The organism is Klebsiella sp. WP8-S18-ESBL-06 (assembly GCF_014169755.1).
Taxonomy (GTDB): domain Bacteria; phylum Pseudomonadota; class Gammaproteobacteria; order Enterobacterales; family Enterobacteriaceae; genus Kluyvera; species Kluyvera ascorbata_B.
This window is the reverse complement of record NZ_AP022256.1, coordinates 3,404,898-3,426,103: the sequence shown is the minus strand read 5'-3', so window position 1 is coordinate 3,426,103 and position 21,206 is coordinate 3,404,898. Positions and strand designations below refer to the sequence as shown.

Genomic DNA, 21,206 nt, shown 5'->3' with positions numbered 1-21,206 from the left:
TTATCTGTCGTTTATCAAGTTGTCTGGCGCGGCCTTTTTCATGGCCGCCGGCGGTATTTTTTGCGGCGCGTCTTCTTCATATATTTTGAGAAATACTCGCCTGTTTAGATCTCAGACCACTCGCGCAGCAGGTTGTGATAGAGATTAAGCAGGGAAAGTGCCTCCTCCGACTCACCGTGACGGCTGTTCAGCGATTGAATATTTCGGTCCAGTTCGAACAGCATGGCGCGGCGTTTATCGTCGCGGATCATCGACTGAATCCACATAAACGATGCTACCCTCACGCCGCGCGTGACCGGCGTGACGCAGTGCAGGCTGCTGGAGGGATAAAGTACCAGGTCGCCTGCCGGAAGCTTCACCGAATGCTGCCCGAAGGTGTCGTTGATGATCAGTTCTCCACCGTCATAGCTCTCCGGATCGGATAAAAACAGGGTGGCGGACAGGTCGGTACGCATCCAGCCGCTTTCGGGGTGTTGGCGCACCGCGCCATCGACGTGAAAACCGTAGGTTTCCTGTTGCTGATAGCGGTTGAATAGCGGGCTGGAAAGGGTTTTCGGCAGCGCGGCGGCAAAGAACAGCGAATGGCGGTTTACCGCTTCTTGCACCAGGGCCTGCAGTGCCCGATAGCGCTCGCTGCGGGTATCGACCTGCTGATTATGCTTCACCTGCGCCCCCTGTGCGCCCACGGTCGCCCGGCCATCAATCCACTGTGCCTGGTTAAGTTCGGCAACAAGATGACGAACTTCATCGGTGCTCAATACGCCGGGAATACGGTACATCATGGGAGTCTCTCCTGAAAAAAGTGGGGCCTGTGCCTCAATGCCTGTCAGTTAAGCGAGATTCGTAGGCCGGATAAGCAAAGCGCCATCCGGCACACTGCGCGCTGATTGCCGGATGGCGGCGTAAACGCCTTATCCGGCCTACCGTTCCTGCTCCTGAATTCAACGCCTTAACTGACCAGCATTAGGCCAGCGCCCCACATGATGCCTTAGAAATGAACGTTCGCCGTCAGTACGAAGGTGCGTGGTTCGCCCGGATGGTAGCGATAGCCGCTCTTGTTGATGGAAGCCACATAGTCGGTATCGAACAGGTTATAGACGTTCAGCTGCAGATCGAGATTGCTGTTGACGCGATAGCCCAGTCTGGCGTCGGCCACCCAGTAGCTTTCGGTGAACGACGGCGTGCCCACCGCACCATCGGAGCCGCGGTGCATGCTGCCAATATAGCGAGCGCCTGCGCCCACGGAGAGGGCATCGGTCGCCTGATACTGGTTCCACAGCGTGAAGGCGTGCTCCGGCGTGTACGGCAGAGAAGTGCTGCCATCCTGCGCGACGTTCGCGCCTGCACGTACCGTCGCACGCTGTTGAGTAAAGCCGCCAATCACCTGCCATTCTGGAGTGATATTGCCGGCAACGGACAGCTCGTAGCCTTCTACGCGCTTAGTGCCGTACTGTGAGTAGGTGCCGTCGTCGTTAGCTTCGACATCGTTTTCAATGTCGGTACGGAACAGGGCGGCCGACAGCAGCAGGCGTTTATCCAGCACTTCCCACTTGGTGCCAATTTCGCTGGTTTTCGCCTTCTGCGGTTTAAAGTCGGTGCGGTTGGCGCTGTTGCCCGTACCGCCAGCGGCCAGGGCAAAGTTGCTGCCGCCCGGAGGCTGCTGGGAGATAGCGTAGTTAACGTAAACGTTGCCGTTCTGCGTCAGGTGATAGAGCGCACCGGCCTTCCAGTTCACGAGGTTGCCCGATTTGCTGGCGTCAACGGTGGTGACCGGTGAATTTTTCGCGACGCCCGCGGGGCAAGCTACCGCGCCGCGGGCAGTGCCGCCGCACAGCGATGCGCTGTCGTACTCGGTGCGATAGCTATCCAGACGGATACCGCCGTTCAACTCAAAATCACGGGTAATTTGCAGCGTGTCAAAGGCGTAGATACCGAAGGTATCGGTCTGACCATTCGCATTGGCGCCGCTGCGCTGGAGGCTGCCCAGAGAAATGCTGCTATCAGGGTGATAGAGGTTCACTGCCGGAGCGGTAAACGGATACACACCGTAGTTGGTCTGCTGTTCGCGGGTAAACTCTACCCCGGTACTGATATCGTGGCCGATTGCGCCGGTAGAGAACTTCGAGGTCAGGTTGGTCTGGTTAGTGAGAATTTTGTTGCTCACATCCTTGGTATTGATGTTACGTGTCCAGGTCCAGGTGTCGACGTTATTTGGATTTGGGCGAGTAATGTTCGTGGCCCCCCCCATCATCGCCGTCATCATATAGTCCTGCTTGATCTGCGACCAGCGGGTAGTGTTGCGAAGGGTGGTGGTGTCGTTGAAGTCGTGCTCAAAACGCATCGTCGCCGTATCGGTGGTCGAGTCGTCGTAGTCGGAGCGAGTGCCGTAGAAGTTATGGGTGTCCACTTTACCTGAGTGATTCAGCGCCGAAGTGGCGGCATTGGGTGCGGAGTAGCCCGGCAGCCCAACGGTTGGCACGCCGCCGTCCGGGGTGTTGTTCTGCGTCACGTGCAGGTAGTTGAGGTACAGACGGTTTTGCGTGCCGAGGCCGAACGCAATGGACGGTGCAATACCGTAGCGCTCGTTTTTAACGTTATCGCGCCCGGCATCGTGGGTTTTTTCACCCATCAGATTTAAACGCACCGCGGCGGTTTCGCCGATCGCTTCATTCAGGTCCAGCGTGCCACGACGATACCATGCGCTGCCGACGCTGGCGGAGGCATCGATCCCGGAGTCCAGGCGCGGCTGTTTGCTGATCATGTTGATCGAACCGGTCGGCGCGCTGCGCCCGTAGTCGGACCCTGAGGGGCCTTTGATCACTTCCACCTGCTGGGTGTTAAATGTGTCGCGCGTCACGCTGCCAATATCACGAATACCGTCAATATAGATACTGTTAGACGTATCGGCTCCGCGCATGTAGATGGTGTCGCCCGTTGACGAGCTGCCGTTTTCACCGGCAAAGAAAGCCCCGACGCCCGGTACGTTTTTCAGCGCATCGGTCAGGTTTGTCGCCCCTTGATCCTTCAACACCTGCTCAGAAATCACCGTGACGGTGCGGGTGGTATCCGCAATTGGACGGCTGAATTTCGGGTCGGCCGATTGAGTGGGGGCATACAGGGACGGAGTTTGGGCTTCAACAACCAGCGTATCACCCGCGTTTTTCTCTTTCCCCTCATCGGCCTGGGCGGCGGGGGTCAGGCCGATACAGAGCCCGGTAAAGAAGGTGAGAGAACGAAAGCTGCCAAACGGAGTAGTGCGATTTTTTTCCATATCAATGAGCATCTTATAATTTAAAAAGCCATTAAAAAAATGACAGTAGGGATCGTCTCGTCCCCTTTGCCACTGCAGGTTGCTTAAAATTTATTAAATGAATTTGATAATGATTTTGATAAGCATTATCAAGTCTTGTGACTTTTTATCACTCATTGGCAGAAAAATAAATATATTGATTTACAGTTTCTTCATTTTTTATACATAAAGTTTACACGATTCAGTCGAATGGCCCTGAGGGAGGTGTCAAGCCATCCGCTCACGATGGCCGTTTACCGGTACAACGTCGCAGAACCGAACAGCTTGTTTTTTCCGCCGGCTACGTCAACGACAAAGGCTATCGCGCCAGCTTCGTGCGCCTTTTTGGCCAACTGCTGCTGAAGATCGTCAAGGTTGCTGGCGCCGCTGGCCGTTACGGTACCCACCGGGCGAAACGGAACGCCTGGAGCAGGAGCGGATTGGGCGCAGACGGTGGTTGTAGCGAGGAACGCGGCGGCGAAAAGCAGGTGAAAGGTGTGCATTTGTATCCCCTCCTGAAAGCAACAGGGAATACCTTAATTGTAGGCGGCGGGCAGGAAAAAGCAGCCACCGACGTGGCTGTTTTTTATTTATCGCGACGGGCATCCGGGCGAATTAAATCGAAGCGATGGCGCTCATCGATGGTGTAGTAGGCGGAGGGCCCACCCGCGCGCAGGACCGGCTGTGCGCGGGCGGTCTGATAGATGCCGTCCTCAAGCAGCGATTCATCGATATGAATACCGACCACTTCACCCAGCACCAGCCAGGTATCGACGGCGGTACCGTCGGCGCCCGTTAGCTGAATGCACTGCGAGAGGCGACACTCGAAGTTGACCGGGCTCTGCGCTACGCGCGGCGCGCTGACCAGACGGCTCGGTGCGGCGGTCAGCCCGGCGCGGGCAAATTCATCCTCGCCGTGGGGCAGGGTAGCGGAGGTTTCATTCATCGCCACCGCCAAATCACGGGTCGTCAGATTCCAGACGAACGCTTTGGTTTCCATAATATTCTGCACGCTATCTTTCCAGCCGCTGCTGGCAAAGCCGATAATCGGCGGGCGATAGTTAAAGCAGTTAAAGAAGCTGTAGGGGGCAAGGTTGCGCCGCCCTTCGACGTCAACGGAAGAGATCCAGCCAATAGGCCGTGGCCCGACGATGGCGTTTAGCGGGTCATGAGGCAGCCCGTGGTCGTGAGAAGGCTGATAAAAGTACATGACGTACCCATAATTAAGAAGCGGTAATCCAGACTCCCTTATTTACCGCGCCGCCGTCAACGGGTATCTTACGGCGCATTACGACAGGAGAAAGTCATGAGTAGCCAAAAACCGGGGTTGCACCCGCGCAACCGCCATCACAGCCGCTACGACCTGGACGCGCTGCGTCAGGCCTGCCCCGCGCTGAGCGATTTTATTATCCTCAACCCGGCCGGGGAGCAAACCGTGAATTTTGCCGACCCGCAGGCGGTGAAAACGCTGAATAAAGCGCTGCTGGCCCATTTCTACGGGGTGAAAGAGTGGGATATTCCAGACGGGTTCCTCTGCCCGCCGGTGCCGGGGCGCGCCGACTATATCCATCATCTGGGCGATCTGCTCAGCGATGAGAGCGGCAATGTGGTCAAGGGAGCCAGTATTCTGGATATCGGCGTGGGTGCGAACTGTATTTATCCGCTGATTGGTGCGCACGAGTATGGCTGGCGCTTTACCGGCAGTGAAACCCATCCTCAGGCGTTTGCCAGCGCGCAGGCTATCCTGAGCGCAAACCCGTCGCTGAACCGCATGATTCGCCTGCGTCGTCAGAAAGACGGTGCCGCGATGTTTAACGGTATCATCCACAAAAACGAACAGTACGACGCGACTCTGTGTAATCCGCCGTTCCACGATTCTGCCGCTGCCGCCCGCGCGGGTAGCGAGCGTAAGCGCCGTAATCTGGGGCAGGAGCGTGACGATGCGCTGAACTTTGGCGGCCAGCAGCAGGAACTGTGGTGCGAAGGCGGTGAGGTGGCTTTTATTAAGCAAATGATTGCTGAGAGTAAAGGCTTTGCCCGCCAGGTCATGTGGTTCACATCGCTGGTGTCAAAAGGTGAAAACCTGCCGCCGCTGTACCGGGCGTTAACCGACGTCGGTGCGGTGAAGGTGGTGAAAAAAGAGATGTCGCAGGGGCAGAAGCAGAGCCGCTTTATTGCGTGGTCGTTTATGGATGACGAACAGCGCCGCCGTTTTCTGGCGCGTAAACGCTAAAAGAAAAACGCCGTTTATCCCGGCGGGATAAACGGCGTGCTATCAGGAAACGTGCTGCAGGAACTCTTGCAGACGCTGGCTCGGTGGGTTCTTCACCAGCTCCTGCGGGTTGCCGTCTTCGGCAATCCGGCCTTTATCTATAAAGATCAGGCGCGATGCCACTTTCTCAGCAAAGCCGATTTCGTGGGTAACGATAACCATCGTCATCCCTTCCTCCGCCAGATCCTGCATGACCTTCAGCACTTCATGACGCAGCTCCGGGTCCAGCGCTGAGGTCGGCTCATCAAACAGCATCATTTTCGGCTTCACCGCCAGCGCACGGGCAATAGCCACGCGCTGCTGCTGGCCGCCGGACAGCTCGGAAGGGTAGTGGTGCGCGCGTTCCGCCAGCCCCACTTTCGCCAGCAGATCTTTCGCCAGTTTCTCCGCTTCATCTTTGTTCAGACCGCGTACGCGGGTGGGGCCAAACATCACGTTTTCCAGCGCCGTCAGGTGTGGGAACAGATAGAACTGCTGGAACACCATCCCGGCTTCCTGACGAATCAGGCGCTCGTCAACTTTGGGATCGTTGACTTTCAAACCATCAACGAACAGATCGCCGCTGGTGATTTCTTCGAGTTTGTTAATGCAGCGCAGCAGGGTGGATTTACCGGAACCGGATGGTCCGATAATGACCACCACTTCACCCTGTTTGATGTTCAGGTCAATGTTGTGCAGCACCTGGGTTTGGCCGAAGTGCTTAGAAACGTTTTTAAATTCAATCACAGGATTTTCATCCTTCTTTCAAGAATGCGGAGCACGATGTTGAGTACCTGGGTGATGATCAGGTAGATAACGCCGACGGCGGTCCAGATTTCCAGCGCGCGGAAGTTTCCGGCGATAATTTCCTGGCCGCTGCGGGTCAGCTCGGCTGCACCGATAACGATAAACAGCGACGTATCTTTGATACTGATGATCAGCTGGTTGCCTAATGCAGGCAGCATACGACGAACGGCCAGCGGCATAATCACATGGCGAATGGTTTCGCGACGCGACAGGCCGAGTGCCAGGCCTGCTTCGCTGAAGCCTTTATGGATGGACAGCACCGAGCCGCGAGTAATTTCAGCAATATACGCACCGGAGTTGATCATGATGGTGATCACTGCCGCGGTGAAGGTATCGATACGAATGTCCGGGAAGGCCATCGGCAGCGCGAAGTAGATGTACATGACCTGTACAACGATAGGCGTACCGCGGATCACTTCGATAAATACGAGGGCGATGTGGTTTGAAATCCAGCCGCCGTAAGTGCGGGCTAGACCGGCCACCAGACCGATGATGATACCGCCCGCGAGGCCGAGGATCGAAATCCACAGAGTCATTTTGGCGCCGTCCAGAAGAATTGGAATGGCAGGCCAGATGACGCTCCAGTCAAACTGCATGATGATAATCCTGTTACCGTGGTTCAAAAATAGCAGGGGCGAAAGGCCGCCCCTGAGTTTGCATCAGATTTTGGAATAATTATTTAGGTTCGGTACCGAACCATTTTTTGTAGATTTCGTTGTAGGTGCCGTTCTCTTTGAGCGTTTTCAGCGCGCCGTTCACTTTCTCACGCAGCTCGTCGCTGCCTTTAGGGAAGGCGATACCGTACTGCTGTGCTTCCAGAGACTCGCCGACCGCTTTGAACTGACCGTTACCGGCAGTTTTGATGAAGTACAGGATGTTCGGCGTATCGTGCAGCACGGCGTCAGCACGGTTTGTACCTAACTCCATATAGGCGTTATCGATGTTCGGGAACTGGCGCAGATCTTTGGTTTTGATGTTGGCTTTCGCATAATCAACGGAGCCTGTGCCGCTTTTCACTGCGACCACTTTGCCATCGAGATCTTTCACGCTCTTGATGTCGTTATTATTGCTTTTCACCATCACCAGCAGGCCGCTTTTGTAGTAGCCGTCGGAGAAGTCGATCGCTTTTTTGCGTTCTTCGGTAATGGTGATACCGGCCAGCGCCAGATCGATGTTTTTCGTTTGCAATGCAGGGATGATACCGCTGAAGTCCATCGGCTTCAGGGTGTAATTCAGCTTCAGTTCTTTCGCAATAGCCGCCCACAGGTCAACATCAAAGCCGACATATTGATTACCCTGTTTGAATTCAAACGGGACGAATGCAGTATCGGTTGCGACGACCAGTTGTTTCTCCGCGGCCTGAGATGAAACCGCAAAAGCCAGGGTGAGTGCTGCCAGTGAAACTTTAAACATTGACTTCATAGCATTTCCTTTTATATCCACGGGGCGATCCCCTGCGAGAACAATCGTCTTATGAAAAAATCGTGCCAACTTGGCAATTAGTTGTTTCTTAACAAATAATGCTTTTCGGTCTGCACAAAAGCGGCAGGAAAAAAGTGCATTTGCACCAAAGGTGGGCACCAAAGTGGTGCGCAAAAAGTCTGTTGTTAAGTATGGCGTTTTTTAGCGCAAACGCTGGGGGGAAAACAATCTTTTATTAACGATTGTGTGAGGTGATTATTACAATTTATTTACTTCGGCGGGGATTATGCACGAACGCCTGCACTTTTATGGTGCAAGCCCTTCCGGCGGGGGAGCCGGAAGGTCATAAGATTTTTCTATGGTTATTCGATATTCGCTTCAATGAACCACAGGAATTTATCCAGATCGCGGGACGCGGCGGTAAAGATATCAGCGGTATCTTCATCTTTCGCTTCGCTAATGGCTTTACGCACGTCGTTCGCGACGATGGCATAGCGTTCGGCCAGCGCTTTCAGGTGATCCTGAACGCTGGAGATATCCAGCGGATAGCTTTTCAGCGGCGTCTGCGCATTAATGACCTGGGTTGTGCCGAGCGCCACGCCACCAAGCTGTACGGCGCGCTCTGCCATGGTATCCAGATGATCGGTCAGCGCAGTGCGGAAGCCATCCAGCATTTCGTGCACGGCAATAAAGTTCGCGCCGCGCATGTTCCAGTGGGCCTGTTTGGTAATCAGCGACAGATCGATAAACTGAAGAACCTGACGGTTGAGTAACGCAACGGTCGCCTGTTTTTCGCCGTCCGGAACGTCGTTACGCGTATAGAGCAGTTGGGCGTTTTTTGCTTTAACCAGTTTTGCAGTACTCATAATCATATATCCTCTTGATCCGATACACATATAAAGACGGGTGTATCTGCGTCCTCATGAATTAACGAAAACAAGTATAGCACCGTGAGCGAGACGGTATTTTCTGATTCTGCCTATAGGTATGATAGTGAGCGTGATTGGATTGATTAACTTATTTAAAAACAGTTGGTTAATTGGTGTTACTGGTGCGCTATATATTTAGGAATTTATTTTAATTGATATAAAATAAGAATCCATGCAGTTTCTCTGGGATATTATGCATAGTGGCTTGCACTATGCATAATAAAAGAATTTAGCTGACGTCAACCTGTTTGATTTTACTTTCCTGTCGCATTGTCAGCGTTGATCCCATCGAAGCAATAATGATAGCGCCCAGCGCCATCGACTGGCTTAACGTCAGCGTCTCGCCGAGGAAAATCATCCCCGACAGCGCCGCGAGCGCGGGTTCCATGCTCATCAGGGTGCCAAAGGTTCGCGTCGGCAGGCGGGTCAGCGCAATCATTTCCAGCGAGTAGGGCAGCGCGGTAGACAGGACGGCAATGGCTAACCCCAGCGGCAGCAGCGACCAGTGCCACAGCGCGTCGGCGGCCTGTAGTGCACCTAACGGTACAAAGACCACGGCGGCAATCAGTGACCCCATCGCGACGGTCGCCGGGCCATGTTCTTCACCCGCGCGGCGGCCGGTCAAAATGTAAACCGCCCAGCCAGCGCCTGCGCCCAGCGCCAGCAGCGCGCCGGTCAGGTCGACGTGCGCCACGTCCTGGCCGAGCGGCAGCAGGAACCACAGGCCCATCACCGCCAGGATCACCCAGATAAAGTCTACCGGGCGGCGCGATGAGAATAACGCCACCGCCAGCGGCCCGGTAAACTCCAGCGCCACGGCAATGCCTAGTGGAATGCGCTGCAGCGACAGATAGAAGAGGTAGTTCATCGCGCCAAGCGACAGCCCGTAAAACAACAGCGGCAGGCGCTGTTCGCGGGCAAAACGTAGACGCCAGGGTTTAAACACGACCACCAGAATCAGGGTGCCAAGGGCCAGACGCAGGGCGGTGACGCCCGGTGCGCCAATTAAAGGAAACAATGACTTAGCCAGCGATGCGCCGCTCTGAATAGAGATCATTGAGATCAGGAGAACGAGGATGGGTAACCATGACGGTAGCTTGCGAGGCGTGCTGGACATCTTTTTCCTGTCAGTATTTGTCAAAAGAGGTAAAAGCGGCAGTGTAATTGAAATAGTCGGCTACGGTTGAGGAATTGTTGAAAAAAAAACGCCCCGGAACGAGTAGAATTTGCATAGTCGATGATTATTTCGTCTGTCAAATTAGGAATTGTCTGGAAAAATGAGCGCAGTTTTTACCGAAGTAAACCGAAGATTTAACGTAAAAACGTGTGTTAAATGAAGGTGATAGGCGGTGATGGAAAATTTTTGTTACATCAAAGCTGCCCTTAGACATCATCAGGACCAAAGAGTTTCTTAACAATTTTTGATATATTTAAAACTTACGGACTTATTAGAAGCACATTTGAGGTGGTTATGAAAAAAATTGCATGTCTTTCAGCACTGGCCGCTGTTCTGGCTGTTTCCGCAGGTACTGCCGTAGCTGCAACCTCCACTGTTACCGGTGGTTACGCACAGAGTGATATGCAGGGCGTCGCTAACAAAGCTGGCGGCTTCAACCTGAAATATCGCTACGAAGCTGACAACAGCCCGCTGGGTGTGATCAGCTCCTTCACCTACACTGAAAAAAGTGACACCCAGAACGGCGTGTACACCAAAGGTCAGTACTACGGCATCACTGCGGGTCCTGCTTACCGTCTGAACGACTGGGCAAGCATCTACGGCGTAATCGGCCTGGGCTACGGTAAAGCACAGGGCAACCAGTTCCCGGATAACAACAGCACCAGCGACTACGGTTTCTCCTACGGCGCAGGTCTGCAGTTCAACCCGATCGAAAACGTTGCTCTGGACTTCTCCTACGAGCAGTCTCGCATTCGTAGCGTTGACGTTGGTACCTGGATCGTTGGTGCAGGTTACCGCTTCTAATCACTTCGGTGATACAAAAAGGGGTCTCAGGACCCCTTTTTTAATGCCTTTTTTACACCCCGTTCCCGTCACATTCAACAGCCCGCCGCAATATAGTCTCCGTTTGCGCTAATCGGTATCACCGTCAGAAACAGCACCGTGGCAAACAAAATCAACATGATCCCGCCGGCTATTTTCACCGCAGGAATAACCCATTGCCCGCCGAACGCGCCGCCAAACAGGGCCACCGTGCGCTCTCTGGCATAGCGCACTGCCAGCGATAGGCCGAGAATTGATAGTGCGGTCCCCAGCGCCATCGTCATCACCGCAGCGATTCCCCACGTCACAATCCCCAGCGCGTTGGCAAACATCAAAATCATGATTGCACCGCTACACGGCCGTGCGCCAATCGCCAGAATGACGCCAAGGCGCGTTTTCCAGTCGCTCTGGGTTAGCGCCGAACCCACGCCGTGGTGATGCCCACAGCCGCAGTTTTCATCATGCTGATGCTGTGGCCTGAGCGCCGTAATGGACATTTTACGGGGGCGAAGACCTTTCAGAGACTGATAGATGACGAACAGCCCGAACGCGCCAATCATCAGCGCGCTGATTTTTTCAACGTACCAGCGGCTAGTGCTGAGATCGCCTGACGCAAGGTTGAAACCGACCGCCAGAATAAAGACAAAAAGAATCGCGCTGATGCCCTGCATCAGGCTACCGAGAAACGGCACCACACGCGCGGCGAGCAGGCTCTCTTTGTTGGTGCTGAGGTAGGTTGTGACAATAAACTTACCGTGGCCCGGGCCAACGGCGTGCAGCACGCCGTAAAAAAATGCGCCAAGCAGCAGCCACAGGCCGCCGCTGTATTCATGGTTATTGAGCTGCAGCAGGTACATGACCAGGTAGCGGTGCAGGGTAATTTGCGTGGCGAGACACCACTGGATAAAGGCGTTCCAGTGCGCGTGCAGAGCGAACGTCGCGCTGAGCAACAACAGTATCATTAGCCCGGCAATAGGAAAGCGCCAGTCGCGCGTGAGGCGTTGTGCGATCATGATGAGGCCTGCTTCAGGTGGTCGTAAAGCAAGTATAGTAAGGCGATAGCGGGGGCGTTTGCTACCCGTTTACCGGGATAAAAGGTAAACGGGAAGTCAAAGAAACGTCGTGGAATTAGCTCTTTGGATCAAACAGATCGGTCTTGAGCGTGTCGTAATCCACTTTTTGTAACTGGAAGTTAGTGATGTAGACCTTCCCGGCTTTTTGCGACGAAATAAAACGATACTTCGGCGCGATCTCTTTGGTCTGGATCCCGGTCCACTGCGTGAAGAAGCTCAGAAAATCATTGGCTGAACGTCGCGCTTTGATGAGCTTGTGCGCTTTATCATCGCTGGAAAGTACCATAAACGGCACCTGGAAGTTCTGCTGGTATTTATCGTCGTGGGCCAGGTACTGCACCGCTTTGCCGCGTTCTTTAAAGGCCAGACCGTGGTCAGAGAAATAAACCATCGAGAAGCTGTCCGTCGTGCGGCGCAGCTGATCGTAGAGCTGATTCAGCAGGCTGTCGGTTTGCGTCATGCTGTGAAGGTAGCATGAGGTCTCCTTTGACTGTACGAACTGCGCGTACTTGCCCTGGGTGCGGTCACAGGCCTGCGGATGGGAGCCCATAATATGCAGCACAATCAGCTGCGGCTGACTGCGCGGAGTGGAGAGTACCTGTTCGGTCATCTTCAGCAGATCTTCATCGCGGGTATTTTTATCCGCCTCAAAGTCACCGCTTTTCAGGAAGTGCACTTCATCGGCACGCTTGGCGATACTGGCGATCGCCGTATCGTACTCGCCAATCTGCCCTTGGTTCGAGAACCACCAGGTCTGGAAACCGGCACGGTTGGCGAGGGTGACGAAGTTATCCTGATACTGCGGCTTGCCGTCGACGACGCGGTTCAGCGTCAGGCCCAGCGACTTCTGCGTCGAACCGCTGGCTGCGACGTAGTTGGTAAACAGATAGCCGTTCACCGAACTGGCGAACGGCGTGTTGTCCCAATGGCCGCCAAAGGCACCCAGCGCATCGCGGCGCGCGCTCTCGCCAATGACCACCACGTAGGTGTGATATTTCGGCTTCACCGCCAGCACGTTCCAGGTGTCTTTCATCCCAGACAGCTCGGCCATGCGGCGCTGTTCGTCAAGCACTTCGTTATTGTTGACGATAATGTCTTTCACGAAACGGAAGGCCGGATAGCCGCTGTCTTTTAGCTTGAAGACGCCGCCGTAGGCTTTGTTTTGTATCGGCTGCACAAAAAACACGCCAATACAGAAGATGAGGCACAGGGTGTCCATCAGGTGCCAGCGCGTTTTATCGACCGCTTTACGCCGTACGGCAATGACCCCAAGCGTAAAAATAAACACCGCGACCAGATAGCTGTACCACGGGAAGATGGTAAAAATTTCCGTCGACTCTTCTACGTTAGTGGCGTGCAGCGCCAGCAGGGTGTTGAAGTTCGGCGCACCGTAGGCCTGGCTGAACGGAAAGTAGAGCGCGGCGACGAGTGAATAAAGCCCCAGTATCACCTTTTGCACGTTGGGCGATGTGCGCCACAGGAGATGCAGTACGCCGGTAAACGCGACGGCATACAGCAGGCTAAAGGGATACCCCAGCGCCAGGTTTATCAGGATTGATTGTAAAAAGTACAATCCTGTCCACGGGCTAACGGCGAGCCCACGTGCAGCAAGGGTTTCTTTCAGGGTTAGATTCATAGATTACAACTATCAAAACGCCATGTGCGGCCCCTGGCGTCAAGGGGTCTTTATTGGCCAGGCCATGCGCAAAGAGGGGACGCAAAGGACAGGGCTGCAAGAAGATAAAGCGAGCTTATTATTGGGTCAACTACTGATAACGAATTGTTTTGGGAGGGCGCTTACAAAACCAGAAAATAACCGGGGTTTTTGGGCGCAAACGGGTAGATTGCCAGCCAAATATGACAACGAGATGAAGCGGCGTTTCGCACGCCGCTTAGTGGGACGGCTTGTCTTGCTGCGGCTTGTTGTTAATCAGATCGCACAGCATACCGATCAACATTAACCGTACTTTAAAAGGAGAGTGGCTAAACACGCTGATACACCTCTTGAATTCGTTCATGGTTCCTCCTGCTTTCTGGCCCATCATTCCGTGATGAGCGTTTGCATTACATACAGATATAGCACAGGCTATATTTTATAGCTATGGCTAAAACGTTAAATTTTTGTGCTTGAGTCACAATCCATTACAATGGGCGCACTTTTGATGACGCGTTCCGGCGTCGCACAGATGAGGAAGCTTTATGGGCCGTCGCGCAGGTACGCCAATAACAAAAAAAGTGACGCAGCTGGTGAATGTTGAAGAGCACGTTGAGGGGTTTCGCCAGGTACGCGAAGCGCATCGCCGCGAACTGATTGACGATTACGTTGAGCTGATTTCCGATCTAATTCGCGAAGTGGGCGAGGCGCGACAGGTGGATATGGCAGCGCGTCTGGGCGTCTCGCAGCCCACGGTGGCGAAAATGCTGAAGCGTCTGGCGGGCGTAGGGCTGATTGAGCAGATCCCGTGGCGCGGCGTGTTTTTAACGCCAGAGGGCGAAAAACTGGCTCAGGAGAGCCGTGAGCGCCATCAGGTCGTGGAGACTTTCCTGCTGGCCCTCGGCGTTAGCGCCGATACCGCGCGCCGCGATGCGGAAGGTATTGAACATCATGTCAGCGAGGAAACGCTCGACATGTTCCGTCAGTTCACCCTGAAGCACGGGCAATTCGTGGAATGAACCTCCCTTTTCTTCGGTCGCTGGCGGGCGACCGTTTTCTGCACCTGCTGATTCTCGTCGGCGTCCTGCTGAGTTTTTTTGTTCCCTTCGCCCCCGCGCGCTGGCCGGCGGCCATCGACTGGCACACCATTATTACCCTCAGCGGGCTGATGCTGCTGACCAAAGGCGTAGAGCAAAGCGGCTATTTTGATGTCCTGGGGCGCAAAATGGCGCGCCGTTTTGCCACCGAGCGTCAGCTGGCGGTGTTTATGGTTCTGGCGGCGGCGCTGCTGTCGACCTTTCTGACCAATGACGTGGCGCTGTTTATCGTGGTGCCGTTGACCCTGACGCTAAAAAAATGGTGCGCGCTGCCGATTAACCGGCTGATTATTTTTGAGGCGCTGGCGGTGAACGCCGGTTCGCTGCTGACGCCGATTGGCAACCCGCAGAACATCCTGCTGTGGGGGCGATCGGGTCTCTCTTTCCCGGCCTTTACCCTGCAAATGCTGCCGCTGGCGGTGGCAATGTTAGCCACGCTGCTGGTGCTATGCTGGTGCTGTTTCCCGGCGAAAAAGCTGGCGTTTCAAAGCAGTGAACGCACGCCTGACTGGCAGCCGCTGTTGGTATGGAGCTGCCTGGCCTTCTACCTGATTTTTCTTGCCGCGCTGGAAATGAAGCAGGAACTGTGGGGGCTTATCGTCATCGCCGTGGGTTTCCTGCTGTTGGCTCGGCGAGTGGTGCTGAGCGTGGACTGGACGCTGCTGCTGGTGTTTATGGCGATGTTCATCGATGTTCATCTGCTGACCCAACTACCGGTGCTACAGCAGGCGTTTGGCGGGGCCAGCGCGCTTTCCGGCATGTCGCTGTGGCTGACGGCGATTGGCCTATCGCAGGTGATTAGCAACGTACCGTCGACTATTTTGCTGCTGAACTATGTGCCGCCATCGACGCTGCTGGCGTGGGCGGTCAACGTTGGTGGCTTCGGGCTGCTGCCCGGCTCGCTGGCAAACCTGATAGCGCTGCGTATGGCGGCAGACCGACGCATCTGGTGGCGTTTCCACCTGTACTCTATTCCGATGCTGCTGTGGGCGGCTGTGGTGGGGTACGGCCTGCTTTTGCTTTTCTAACGCAGGCCTGACAAGCGAAGCACCTTCAGGCATTGTACGGCACGCTGCCGGATGGCGGCGTTGCCTTATCCGGCCTGCCTATCTTCTCATCCTGTGGGAAAATTCTCTTCGATCTCACATAAAACGATCTTCCCGGTTGCGTGTTTTTTCGGCTTTACGGTATATGACTAGTCATTAAATTTAAATGACTAGTCATATAGGAGCCGAACCATGAAACCATCACTGCCCGCCCATTTCCTGTGGGGGAACTCCGTTTCCAGTATGCAGACCGAAGGCGCCTGGAATGAGGGCGGAAAAGGGATGTCGGTATACGATATTCGCGAGCCAAAAGAGTTTGCTTCTGACTGGAAGGTGGCAACCGACGCCTACCACCGCTATGAAGAAGATTTCGATCTGATGAAAGATCTGGGCATGAACTGCTACCGTTTCCAGATTGCCTGGAGCCGCGTCTGTCCGAGCGGCGATGGTGAGTTCAATGAAGAGGGCATTGCCTTCTATGAGCGTTTCATCACCGGCCTTATCGAGCGCGGTATTGAGCCGATGATCTGCCTGTACCACTTCGATATGCCGCTGGCGCTGGCCGAAAAATACAACGGTTTTACCGATCGCCGCGTGATGGAAGCGTTTATCCGCTACGGCAAAAAGATGATCGATTGCTTCGGCGATCGGGTGACCTGGTGGCTGACCTTCAACGAGCAGAATCTTTACCATATGCCGGAAACGTTCCTGATCTCCGGCTATATGCGCGGTGACAAAACGCTGCGCGAGCTGTATGAAATCCAGCATCACGTGATGATGGCGCATGCGCACCTGACGCATTACCTGCACGACACCAAACCCGGCAAACTGATGGGGGGCATGCTGGCGCACGCCCAGGTATACCCGGCCACCTGCAAGCCGCGCGACGTATTCTGCGCCCAGCAGCTCGACGAATTCTTCAATCAGAATCTCCTGCGCGCCTTTGCCGGTGAAGGCTATAGCCCGGAAGTGCTGCACTTTGTTAAGCAAGCGGGGTTCAGCGACATCTATCGCGAGGACGATCTGGCGGTGCTGGCGACCATGAAGAACGACTATATGGCGTTCAGCTACTACGCCAGCCGCACGCTGGACAGCGATCCGATCCCGGAAGGTACGCCGGTCAATAACTACATGCTGTTTGGCGACAAGCCGAACCCGCACCTGAAGGCCACCGAGTGGAACTGGCAGATAGATCCGCTCGGTTTTCGCAGTATTATTACCCGCTATTACAATGACTGGCGCCTGCCGGTGTTTCCGATTGAGAACGGCATTGGGGTGATTGAGCAGTGGGACGGCGAAAATCCGATCGCCGATGATTATCGTATCGCCTATCATCGCGACCATATCAACGCCATGAAAGCGGCGATTTTTGAGGATGGCGCCCAGGTTATTGGCTATCTGGGCTGGGGGCTGATTGATATTCTTAGCTCGCAGGGCGATATGCGTAAGCGCTACGGCGTGGTCTACGTCAATCGCGAAAACCACGATTTAAAAGACCTTAAGCGCGTGCCGAAGAAAAGCTACGACTGGCTGAAGCGGGCGATTCATAGCAACGGCGAAGAGATGTAATCACAGGAGCGGGGCATGGCAGCGAAGTACATCGCGATAGCGCGGGAAATTAAAAAACGGATCATCAGTCGGCAGTACGCTGCCGCCGATCCCTTACCTGACCAGTTTGCGCTGGCGGCGGAGTTTGGCACCAGCCGCATGACCATTCAGCAGGCGATGCGCCAGCTGATCGTGGAAGGGCTGGTCTACACCCGTCAGGGGCAGGGGACGTTTATCCGCAAAAATTTCCTCCAGCTTTCTCAGTGGGATATTCACGGCAGCGACTACGCCGGAGCGACCGAAACCTGGGGCCATCTGGGTAAAGTTGAAAGCCAGGTAATCCGCTTTGAGCTGCGTTTTCCTACCGATAAAGAGCAGGCTTCGCTGCTGATTAACGCCGATGCGCCGGTGTACGATTTTGTGCGCCTGCGCTTGCTTAACGGAGAACCGCTGTCGCTGGACACCACGGTGATGCCGGTGTCGCTGGTGCCGGGGCTGAGCAAGGCGCATCTGGAAAGCTCGGTGTTTCGCTACGTGCAGGACAACCTGGGGCTGAAGATGATGGGGTCTTATCGCGTGGTGCGCGCGCTGAAGCCGAGCGAGCTTGACCAGCAGCATCTTCACTGCGAAGCCAGCGATCCGATTCTGGAAGTTGAGCAGGTGATCTACCTGGATGACGGGACGCCGCTGGAGTATGCGCACTGCCACTATCGTTACGATCACGGCGGGATTGTAATTGTGAATAACGGATAAAAAAATGGCGGGTTTATCTCCCGCCATTTTATCTTTGCATTTATCCGGCCTACGGACATGTAGGCCGTCACCGGGCAATCCGGATGGATTAGTTCAGACGAACCGGCATACCGGAACGGTTTTTCACTGCCTGGTCAACGATGCTCTGGTCAACGTCGGACTGGCTGGTTACTGCCTGTACGGCTTTGGTCAGCGTCACAGGTACCGTTTCACCGCCTTCGAACTGTGCTTCGGTGGTGGACAGCGGGTTGTGAACTTCGATGTAGCGGCTGCCATCGGGTTCGGTCGTGGCTTTCACCGGCTCATCAATAAACTCTACGCGAGTGCCAACCGGCACGTTTTCGAACAGGAATTTGATGTCTTCGTTACGCAGACGCACACAGCCGTGGCTTACGCGCAGGCCGATACCGAAGTTGGCATTGGTACCGTGAATCGCATACAGACGGCCGATGTACAGCGCGTACAGGCCCATCGGGTTATCCGGACCGGCCGGAACCACTGCCGGCAGCGGGTTGCCTGCCGCAGCATATTCTGCGTGCATTTTCGCCGTCGGGGTCCAGGTCGGGCCCGCTTTCTTACGTTCAACCTTAGTTGTCCAGTTGATCGGGGTATCTTTACCCAACTGGCCGATACCGATTGGCAGCACGATCACGGTGTTGGTGCCTTTCGGATAGTAGTACAGACGCATTTCCGCGCTGTTAATGACGATACCTTCATGCACGGTATCCGGCAGGATCAGCTGCTGAGGAATATTCAGCACGCTGCCGCCTTTAGGCAGGTAGGTATCCACGCCCGGGTTAGCTTCCAGCATGTTGGACAGACCCATCTGGTACTGGGCGGCGAAGTACTCCAGCGGCTGCTTGTTGTCCTCAGGGATCGTGATGACCTGATTCTGACCGACAATACGGCTGCCATCGGTCGGCAGCGGGTACGTTACCGCTGAAGCCGAATTGCAGAAACCTACGACAGCGAGCGCCGCAGCGAAAAGCGTTGTTAATTTCATGTTCATGTTGTGCGAGGTATCAGTGCCATTACGGCGGTTGTTTGGGAATTCAGACTGTTGGTAGGAGCGCATTATATGTGCATTCGCCGTCACAGGGAATTCGGATGTGTACGAAATCACATTTTTTTCACTTACCTTACAGTTTAGCCTTCTCGCGAAGGCGGGCGCTTTTTATTCGTAACTGTGGCATAATAGGGAGTTTGTCACATTCTTCAGGATACTCCCGTGTTAGTTACCAGCAACGTCACCATGCAGTTTGGCAGTAAGCCGCTGTTCGAAAATATCTCCGTCAAATTTGGCGGCGGCAACCGTTACGGCCTGATTGGCGCCAACGGGAGCGGCAAATCTACCTTCATGAAAATCCTCGGCGGCGACTTAGAGCCGACGCTGGGCAACGTTTCCCTCGATCCGAACGAACGCATCGGTAAGTTGCGTCAGGATCAGTTCGCCTTCGAAGAGTACTCCGTACTCGACACCGTTATTATGGGTCACGGCGAACTGTGGGAAGTAAAACAAGAGCGCGACCGCATCTACGGTCTGGCGGAAATGAGCGAAGAAGACGGCTATAAAGTGGCCGATCTCGAAGTACTCTACGGTGAAATGGACGGCTACTCTGCGGAATCACGCGCGGGCGAACTGCTGCTGGGCGTGGGGATCCCGCTGGAGCAGCACTACGGTCCGATGAGCGAAGTGGCGCCCGGCTGGAAGCTGCGTGTGCTGTTGGCGCAGGCGCTGTTCTCTAACCCGGATATTTTGTTGCTCGACGAACCAACGAACAACCTGGACATCGACACCATTCGCTGGCTGGAGCAGACGCTGAACGAGCGTGACAGCACCATGATCATCATTTCGCACGACCGTCACTTCCTGAACATGGTCTGCACCCACATGGCGGATATGGATTACGGCGAACTGCGCGTTTACCCGGGCAACTACGACGAATACATGACGGCGGCAACCCAGGCGCGTGAACGTCTGCTGGCCGACAACGCCAAGAAGAAAGCGCAGATTGCCGATCTGCAGTCCTTCGTCAGCCGCTTTAGCGCTAACGCATCAAAATCGCGTCAGGCAACCTCCCGCGCGCGTCAGATTGATAAAATCAAGCTGGAAGAAGTCAAAGCCTCCAGCCGTCAGAACCCGTTCATCCGCTTTGAACAGGATAAGAAACTGTTCCGTAACGCGCTGGAAGTGGAAGGTCTCACCAAAGGCTTTGAAGACGGCCCGCTGTTCAAAAACTTCAACCTGCTGCTGGAAGTGGGCGAGAAGATTGCCATTCTGGGCGCCAACGGCGTGGGTAAATCCACCCTGCTGAAGACGCTGGTTGGCGACATGCAGCCGGATAGCGGCACCGTGAAATGGTCCGAGAACGCGAGCATTGGCTACTACGCGCAGGATCACGAGTACGAGTTCGAAAACGATCTGACCGTCTTTGAGTGGATGAGCCAGTGGAAGCAGGAAGGCGACGATGAGCAGGTGGTTCGCAGCTTCCTGGGGCGTCTGCTGTTCAGCCAGGACGACATCAAGAAGCCGGCGAAGGTCCTGTCCGGTGGTGAAAAAGGCCGTATGCTGTTCGGCAAACTGATGATGCAGAAACCCAATATTCTGGTGATGGATGAACCGACTAACCACCTGGATATGGAATCGATTGAATCACTGAACATGGCGCTGGAAATGTATCAGGGCACGCTGATTTTCGTTTCTCACGACCGTGAGTTCGTCAGTTCCCTGGCGACCCGCGTGATCGAGATTACGCCGGAGCGCGTGGTCGACTTCACCGGCAACTACGAAGATTACCTGCGCAGCAAAGGTATCGACGGTTAATGCCAGATCGCTTCCCGATGGCGCTCGCGTCATCGGGAATTGTTACCACATCATTTATCACAAACAATTCATCAACAACGTTCCGAAACCCCCGCCACACCATAATTCCTGCACAATTTTATGAAGAAATGGCTCCTGCACATTCATTGATGGCGGAAGAGACGATGCAAGAATTCATGCTCTACACCAGCACGGACGACAGAACCCTTTATCGTTACCTGATACGGCAGCGCGGCCCCGTTTTCTACATAACAATGAGTCGGATGGAAAACGACGTTGAAGCGGAACAGCTTGGTACCCGGGTCGTCAGCAACATCACCCGCCAGGACGCGATTGAAGAGTGTCTGGCGCACTGTCGACGACGAAGCCATACTGAGGTCTGGAGACGGCGAAAAGCGTTGCTGGCCGGGGTGCGAAACTGGCTAGTGTGCAGCGTGGCGATGCTGACTTTTATTCGTCTGGCCATTGTCAAAAGTTAACCCTACCGCTCAACCTTTGAACGGGGCCGATGCTG

At 54.7% G+C, this 21,206-nt stretch carries 21 protein-coding genes; 8 read left to right on the top strand and 13 right to left on the bottom strand.

The window, feature by feature from the left end:
• Positions 1–104: 104 nt before the first annotated feature.
• The 4 genes from ybiX to H7R76_RS16365 form a co-directional block, all read right to left on the bottom strand.
• Positions 105–782, bottom strand: coding sequence for a PKHD-type hydroxylase YbiX (gene ybiX / locus H7R76_RS16380; RefSeq protein ID WP_106924570.1), 678 nt, complete (start codon positions 780–782; stop codon positions 105–107).
• Positions 783–988: 206 nt separating this feature from the next.
• Entirely contained in the window at positions 989–3,271 is a 2,283-nt protein-coding gene (locus tag H7R76_RS16375; protein WP_182965840.1) for a catecholate siderophore receptor Fiu, read from the bottom strand.
• 272 nt (positions 3,272–3,543) lie between these two features.
• Positions 3,544–3,792: a YdgH/BhsA/McbA family protein gene (locus H7R76_RS16370; RefSeq protein ID WP_106924569.1), complete on the bottom strand. Its 249-nt coding sequence runs from the start codon at positions 3,790–3,792 to the stop codon at positions 3,544–3,546.
• 83 nt (positions 3,793–3,875) lie between these two features.
• Entirely contained in the window at positions 3,876–4,499 is a 624-nt protein-coding gene (locus H7R76_RS16365) for a flavin reductase family protein (protein WP_182965838.1), read from the bottom strand.
• Positions 4,500–4,595: 96 nt separating this feature from the next.
• Here H7R76_RS16365 and rlmF point away from each other — a divergent pair, with 96 nt between their 5' ends.
• Positions 4,596–5,522: a 23S rRNA (adenine(1618)-N(6))-methyltransferase RlmF gene (gene rlmF / locus H7R76_RS16360; RefSeq protein ID WP_106924567.1), complete on the top strand. Its 927-nt coding sequence runs from the start codon at positions 4,596–4,598 to the stop codon at positions 5,520–5,522.
• Between the two features lie 42 nt (positions 5,523–5,564).
• On the opposite strand, the gene glnQ is transcribed toward rlmF, so the two are convergent.
• The 5 genes from glnQ to rhtA form a co-directional block, all read right to left on the bottom strand.
• Entirely contained in the window at positions 5,565–6,287 is a 723-nt protein-coding gene (gene glnQ, locus H7R76_RS16355; protein WP_106924566.1) for a glutamine ABC transporter ATP-binding protein GlnQ, read from the bottom strand.
• The gene (gene glnP / locus H7R76_RS16350) at positions 6,284–6,943 is read right to left on the bottom strand and encodes a glutamine ABC transporter permease GlnP (RefSeq protein ID WP_106924565.1); all 660 of its coding nucleotides are present in this window, start codon (positions 6,941–6,943) and stop codon (positions 6,284–6,286) included. Before glnP ends, glnQ begins: the two co-directional genes overlap by 4 nt.
• Before the next feature lie 79 nt (positions 6,944–7,022).
• Positions 7,023–7,769 carry a glutamine ABC transporter substrate-binding protein GlnH gene (gene glnH / locus H7R76_RS16345; protein WP_106924564.1) on the bottom strand — a complete coding sequence of 249 codons (747 nt, stop codon included), beginning with the start codon at positions 7,767–7,769 and terminating at the stop codon, positions 7,023–7,025.
• 362 nt (positions 7,770–8,131) lie between these two features.
• The gene (gene dps, locus H7R76_RS16340; protein ID WP_106924563.1) at positions 8,132–8,635 is read right to left on the bottom strand and encodes a DNA starvation/stationary phase protection protein Dps; all 504 of its coding nucleotides are present in this window, start codon (positions 8,633–8,635) and stop codon (positions 8,132–8,134) included.
• A 292-nt stretch (positions 8,636–8,927) separates the two neighbouring features.
• Positions 8,928–9,815, bottom strand: coding sequence for a threonine/homoserine exporter RhtA (rhtA, locus tag H7R76_RS16335; protein WP_106924562.1), 888 nt, complete (start codon positions 9,813–9,815; stop codon positions 8,928–8,930).
• Positions 9,816–10,169: 354 nt separating this feature from the next.
• On the opposite strand from rhtA, the gene ompX reads away from it, so the two are divergent.
• Positions 10,170–10,679: an outer membrane protein OmpX gene (gene ompX / locus H7R76_RS16330; RefSeq protein ID WP_052284753.1), complete on the top strand. Its 510-nt coding sequence runs from the start codon at positions 10,170–10,172 to the stop codon at positions 10,677–10,679.
• 74 nt (positions 10,680–10,753) lie between these two features.
• Here ompX and H7R76_RS16325 read toward each other — a convergent pair whose 3' ends face one another.
• From H7R76_RS16325 to mntS, 3 genes are all read right to left on the bottom strand, one after another.
• Complete coding sequence (locus H7R76_RS16325; RefSeq protein ID WP_182929245.1) at positions 10,754–11,710, bottom strand: nickel/cobalt transporter; 957 nt, start codon at positions 11,708–11,710, stop codon at positions 10,754–10,756.
• 115 nt (positions 11,711–11,825) lie between these two features.
• Positions 11,826–13,406, bottom strand: coding sequence for a phosphoethanolamine transferase (locus H7R76_RS16320; RefSeq protein ID WP_182965836.1), 1,581 nt, complete (start codon positions 13,404–13,406; stop codon positions 11,826–11,828).
• Between the two features lie 256 nt (positions 13,407–13,662).
• The gene (gene mntS / locus H7R76_RS16315) at positions 13,663–13,788 is read right to left on the bottom strand and encodes a manganase accumulation protein MntS (RefSeq protein WP_106924559.1); all 126 of its coding nucleotides are present in this window, start codon (positions 13,786–13,788) and stop codon (positions 13,663–13,665) included.
• A 181-nt stretch (positions 13,789–13,969) separates the two neighbouring features.
• Here mntS and mntR point away from each other — a divergent pair, with 181 nt between their 5' ends.
• The 4 genes from mntR (at position 13,970) to H7R76_RS16295 (ending at position 17,868) form a co-directional block, all read left to right on the top strand.
• Complete coding sequence (gene mntR, locus H7R76_RS16310; protein ID WP_106924558.1) at positions 13,970–14,443, top strand: manganese-binding transcriptional regulator MntR; 474 nt, start codon at positions 13,970–13,972, stop codon at positions 14,441–14,443.
• Positions 14,440–15,549: an anion transporter gene (locus H7R76_RS16305; protein ID WP_106924557.1), complete on the top strand. Its 1,110-nt coding sequence runs from the start codon at positions 14,440–14,442 to the stop codon at positions 15,547–15,549. The genes mntR and H7R76_RS16305 overlap by 4 nt, the downstream gene beginning before the upstream one ends.
• Positions 15,550–15,759: 210 nt before the next feature.
• Complete coding sequence (locus tag H7R76_RS16300; protein WP_106924556.1) at positions 15,760–17,136, top strand: glycoside hydrolase family 1 protein; 1,377 nt, start codon at positions 15,760–15,762, stop codon at positions 17,134–17,136.
• 15 nt (positions 17,137–17,151) lie between these two features.
• A complete protein-coding gene (locus H7R76_RS16295; RefSeq protein ID WP_106924555.1) occupies positions 17,152–17,868 on the top strand; it encodes a GntR family transcriptional regulator in 717 nt (238 codons plus the stop codon).
• Between the two features lie 88 nt (positions 17,869–17,956).
• Here H7R76_RS16295 and ldtB read toward each other — a convergent pair whose 3' ends face one another.
• Positions 17,957–18,877 carry a L,D-transpeptidase gene (ldtB, locus tag H7R76_RS16290; RefSeq protein WP_146145694.1) on the bottom strand — a complete coding sequence of 307 codons (921 nt, stop codon included), beginning with the start codon at positions 18,875–18,877 and terminating at the stop codon, positions 17,957–17,959.
• A gap of 219 nt (positions 18,878–19,096) precedes the next feature.
• Between ldtB and H7R76_RS16285 the strand changes: the two genes are divergently transcribed.
• Together H7R76_RS16285 and H7R76_RS16280 are read left to right on the top strand one after the other, a co-directional pair.
• The gene (locus H7R76_RS16285; RefSeq protein ID WP_182965834.1) at positions 19,097–20,692 is read left to right on the top strand and encodes an ABC-F family ATPase; all 1,596 of its coding nucleotides are present in this window, start codon (positions 19,097–19,099) and stop codon (positions 20,690–20,692) included.
• 164 nt (positions 20,693–20,856) lie between these two features.
• The gene (locus H7R76_RS16280) at positions 20,857–21,171 is read left to right on the top strand and encodes a hypothetical protein (RefSeq protein WP_146145688.1); all 315 of its coding nucleotides are present in this window, start codon (positions 20,857–20,859) and stop codon (positions 21,169–21,171) included.
• Positions 21,172–21,206 lie beyond the last annotated feature (35 nt).

Coding starts and splice junctions, on each gene's coding strand:
- ybiX (WP_106924570.1), bottom strand. CDS start 782: ATGATGTACCGTATTCCCGGCGTATTGAGCACCGATGAAGTTCGTCAT.
- H7R76_RS16375 (WP_182965840.1), bottom strand. CDS start 3,271: ATGGAAAAAAATCGCACTACTCCGTTTGGCAGCTTTCGTTCTCTCACC.
- H7R76_RS16370 (WP_106924569.1), bottom strand. CDS start 3,792: ATGCACACCTTTCACCTGCTTTTCGCCGCCGCGTTCCTCGCTACAACC.
- H7R76_RS16365 (WP_182965838.1), bottom strand. CDS start 4,499: ATGTACTTTTATCAGCCTTCTCACGACCACGGGCTGCCTCATGACCCG.
- rlmF (WP_106924567.1), top strand. CDS start 4,596: ATGAGTAGCCAAAAACCGGGGTTGCACCCGCGCAACCGCCATCACAGC.
- glnP (WP_106924565.1), bottom strand. CDS start 6,943: ATGCAGTTTGACTGGAGCGTCATCTGGCCTGCCATTCCAATTCTTCTG.
- glnH (WP_106924564.1), bottom strand. CDS start 7,769: ATGAAGTCAATGTTTAAAGTTTCACTGGCAGCACTCACCCTGGCTTTT.
- dps (WP_106924563.1), bottom strand. CDS start 8,635: ATGAGTACTGCAAAACTGGTTAAAGCAAAAAACGCCCAACTGCTCTAT.
- rhtA (WP_106924562.1), bottom strand. CDS start 9,815: ATGTCCAGCACGCCTCGCAAGCTACCGTCATGGTTACCCATCCTCGTT.
- ompX (WP_052284753.1), top strand. CDS start 10,170: ATGAAAAAAATTGCATGTCTTTCAGCACTGGCCGCTGTTCTGGCTGTT.
- H7R76_RS16325 (WP_182929245.1), bottom strand. CDS start 11,710: ATGATCGCACAACGCCTCACGCGCGACTGGCGCTTTCCTATTGCCGGG.
- H7R76_RS16320 (WP_182965836.1), bottom strand. CDS start 13,406: ATGAATCTAACCCTGAAAGAAACCCTTGCTGCACGTGGGCTCGCCGTT.
- mntS (WP_106924559.1), bottom strand. CDS start 13,788: ATGAACGAATTCAAGAGGTGTATCAGCGTGTTTAGCCACTCTCCTTTT.
- mntR (WP_106924558.1), top strand. CDS start 13,970: ATGGGCCGTCGCGCAGGTACGCCAATAACAAAAAAAGTGACGCAGCTG.
- H7R76_RS16305 (WP_106924557.1), top strand. CDS start 14,440: ATGAACCTCCCTTTTCTTCGGTCGCTGGCGGGCGACCGTTTTCTGCAC.
- H7R76_RS16300 (WP_106924556.1), top strand. CDS start 15,760: ATGAAACCATCACTGCCCGCCCATTTCCTGTGGGGGAACTCCGTTTCC.
- H7R76_RS16295 (WP_106924555.1), top strand. CDS start 17,152: ATGGCAGCGAAGTACATCGCGATAGCGCGGGAAATTAAAAAACGGATC.
- ldtB (WP_146145694.1), bottom strand. CDS start 18,877: ATGAACATGAAATTAACAACGCTTTTCGCTGCGGCGCTCGCTGTCGTA.
- H7R76_RS16280 (WP_146145688.1), top strand. CDS start 20,857: ATGCAAGAATTCATGCTCTACACCAGCACGGACGACAGAACCCTTTAT.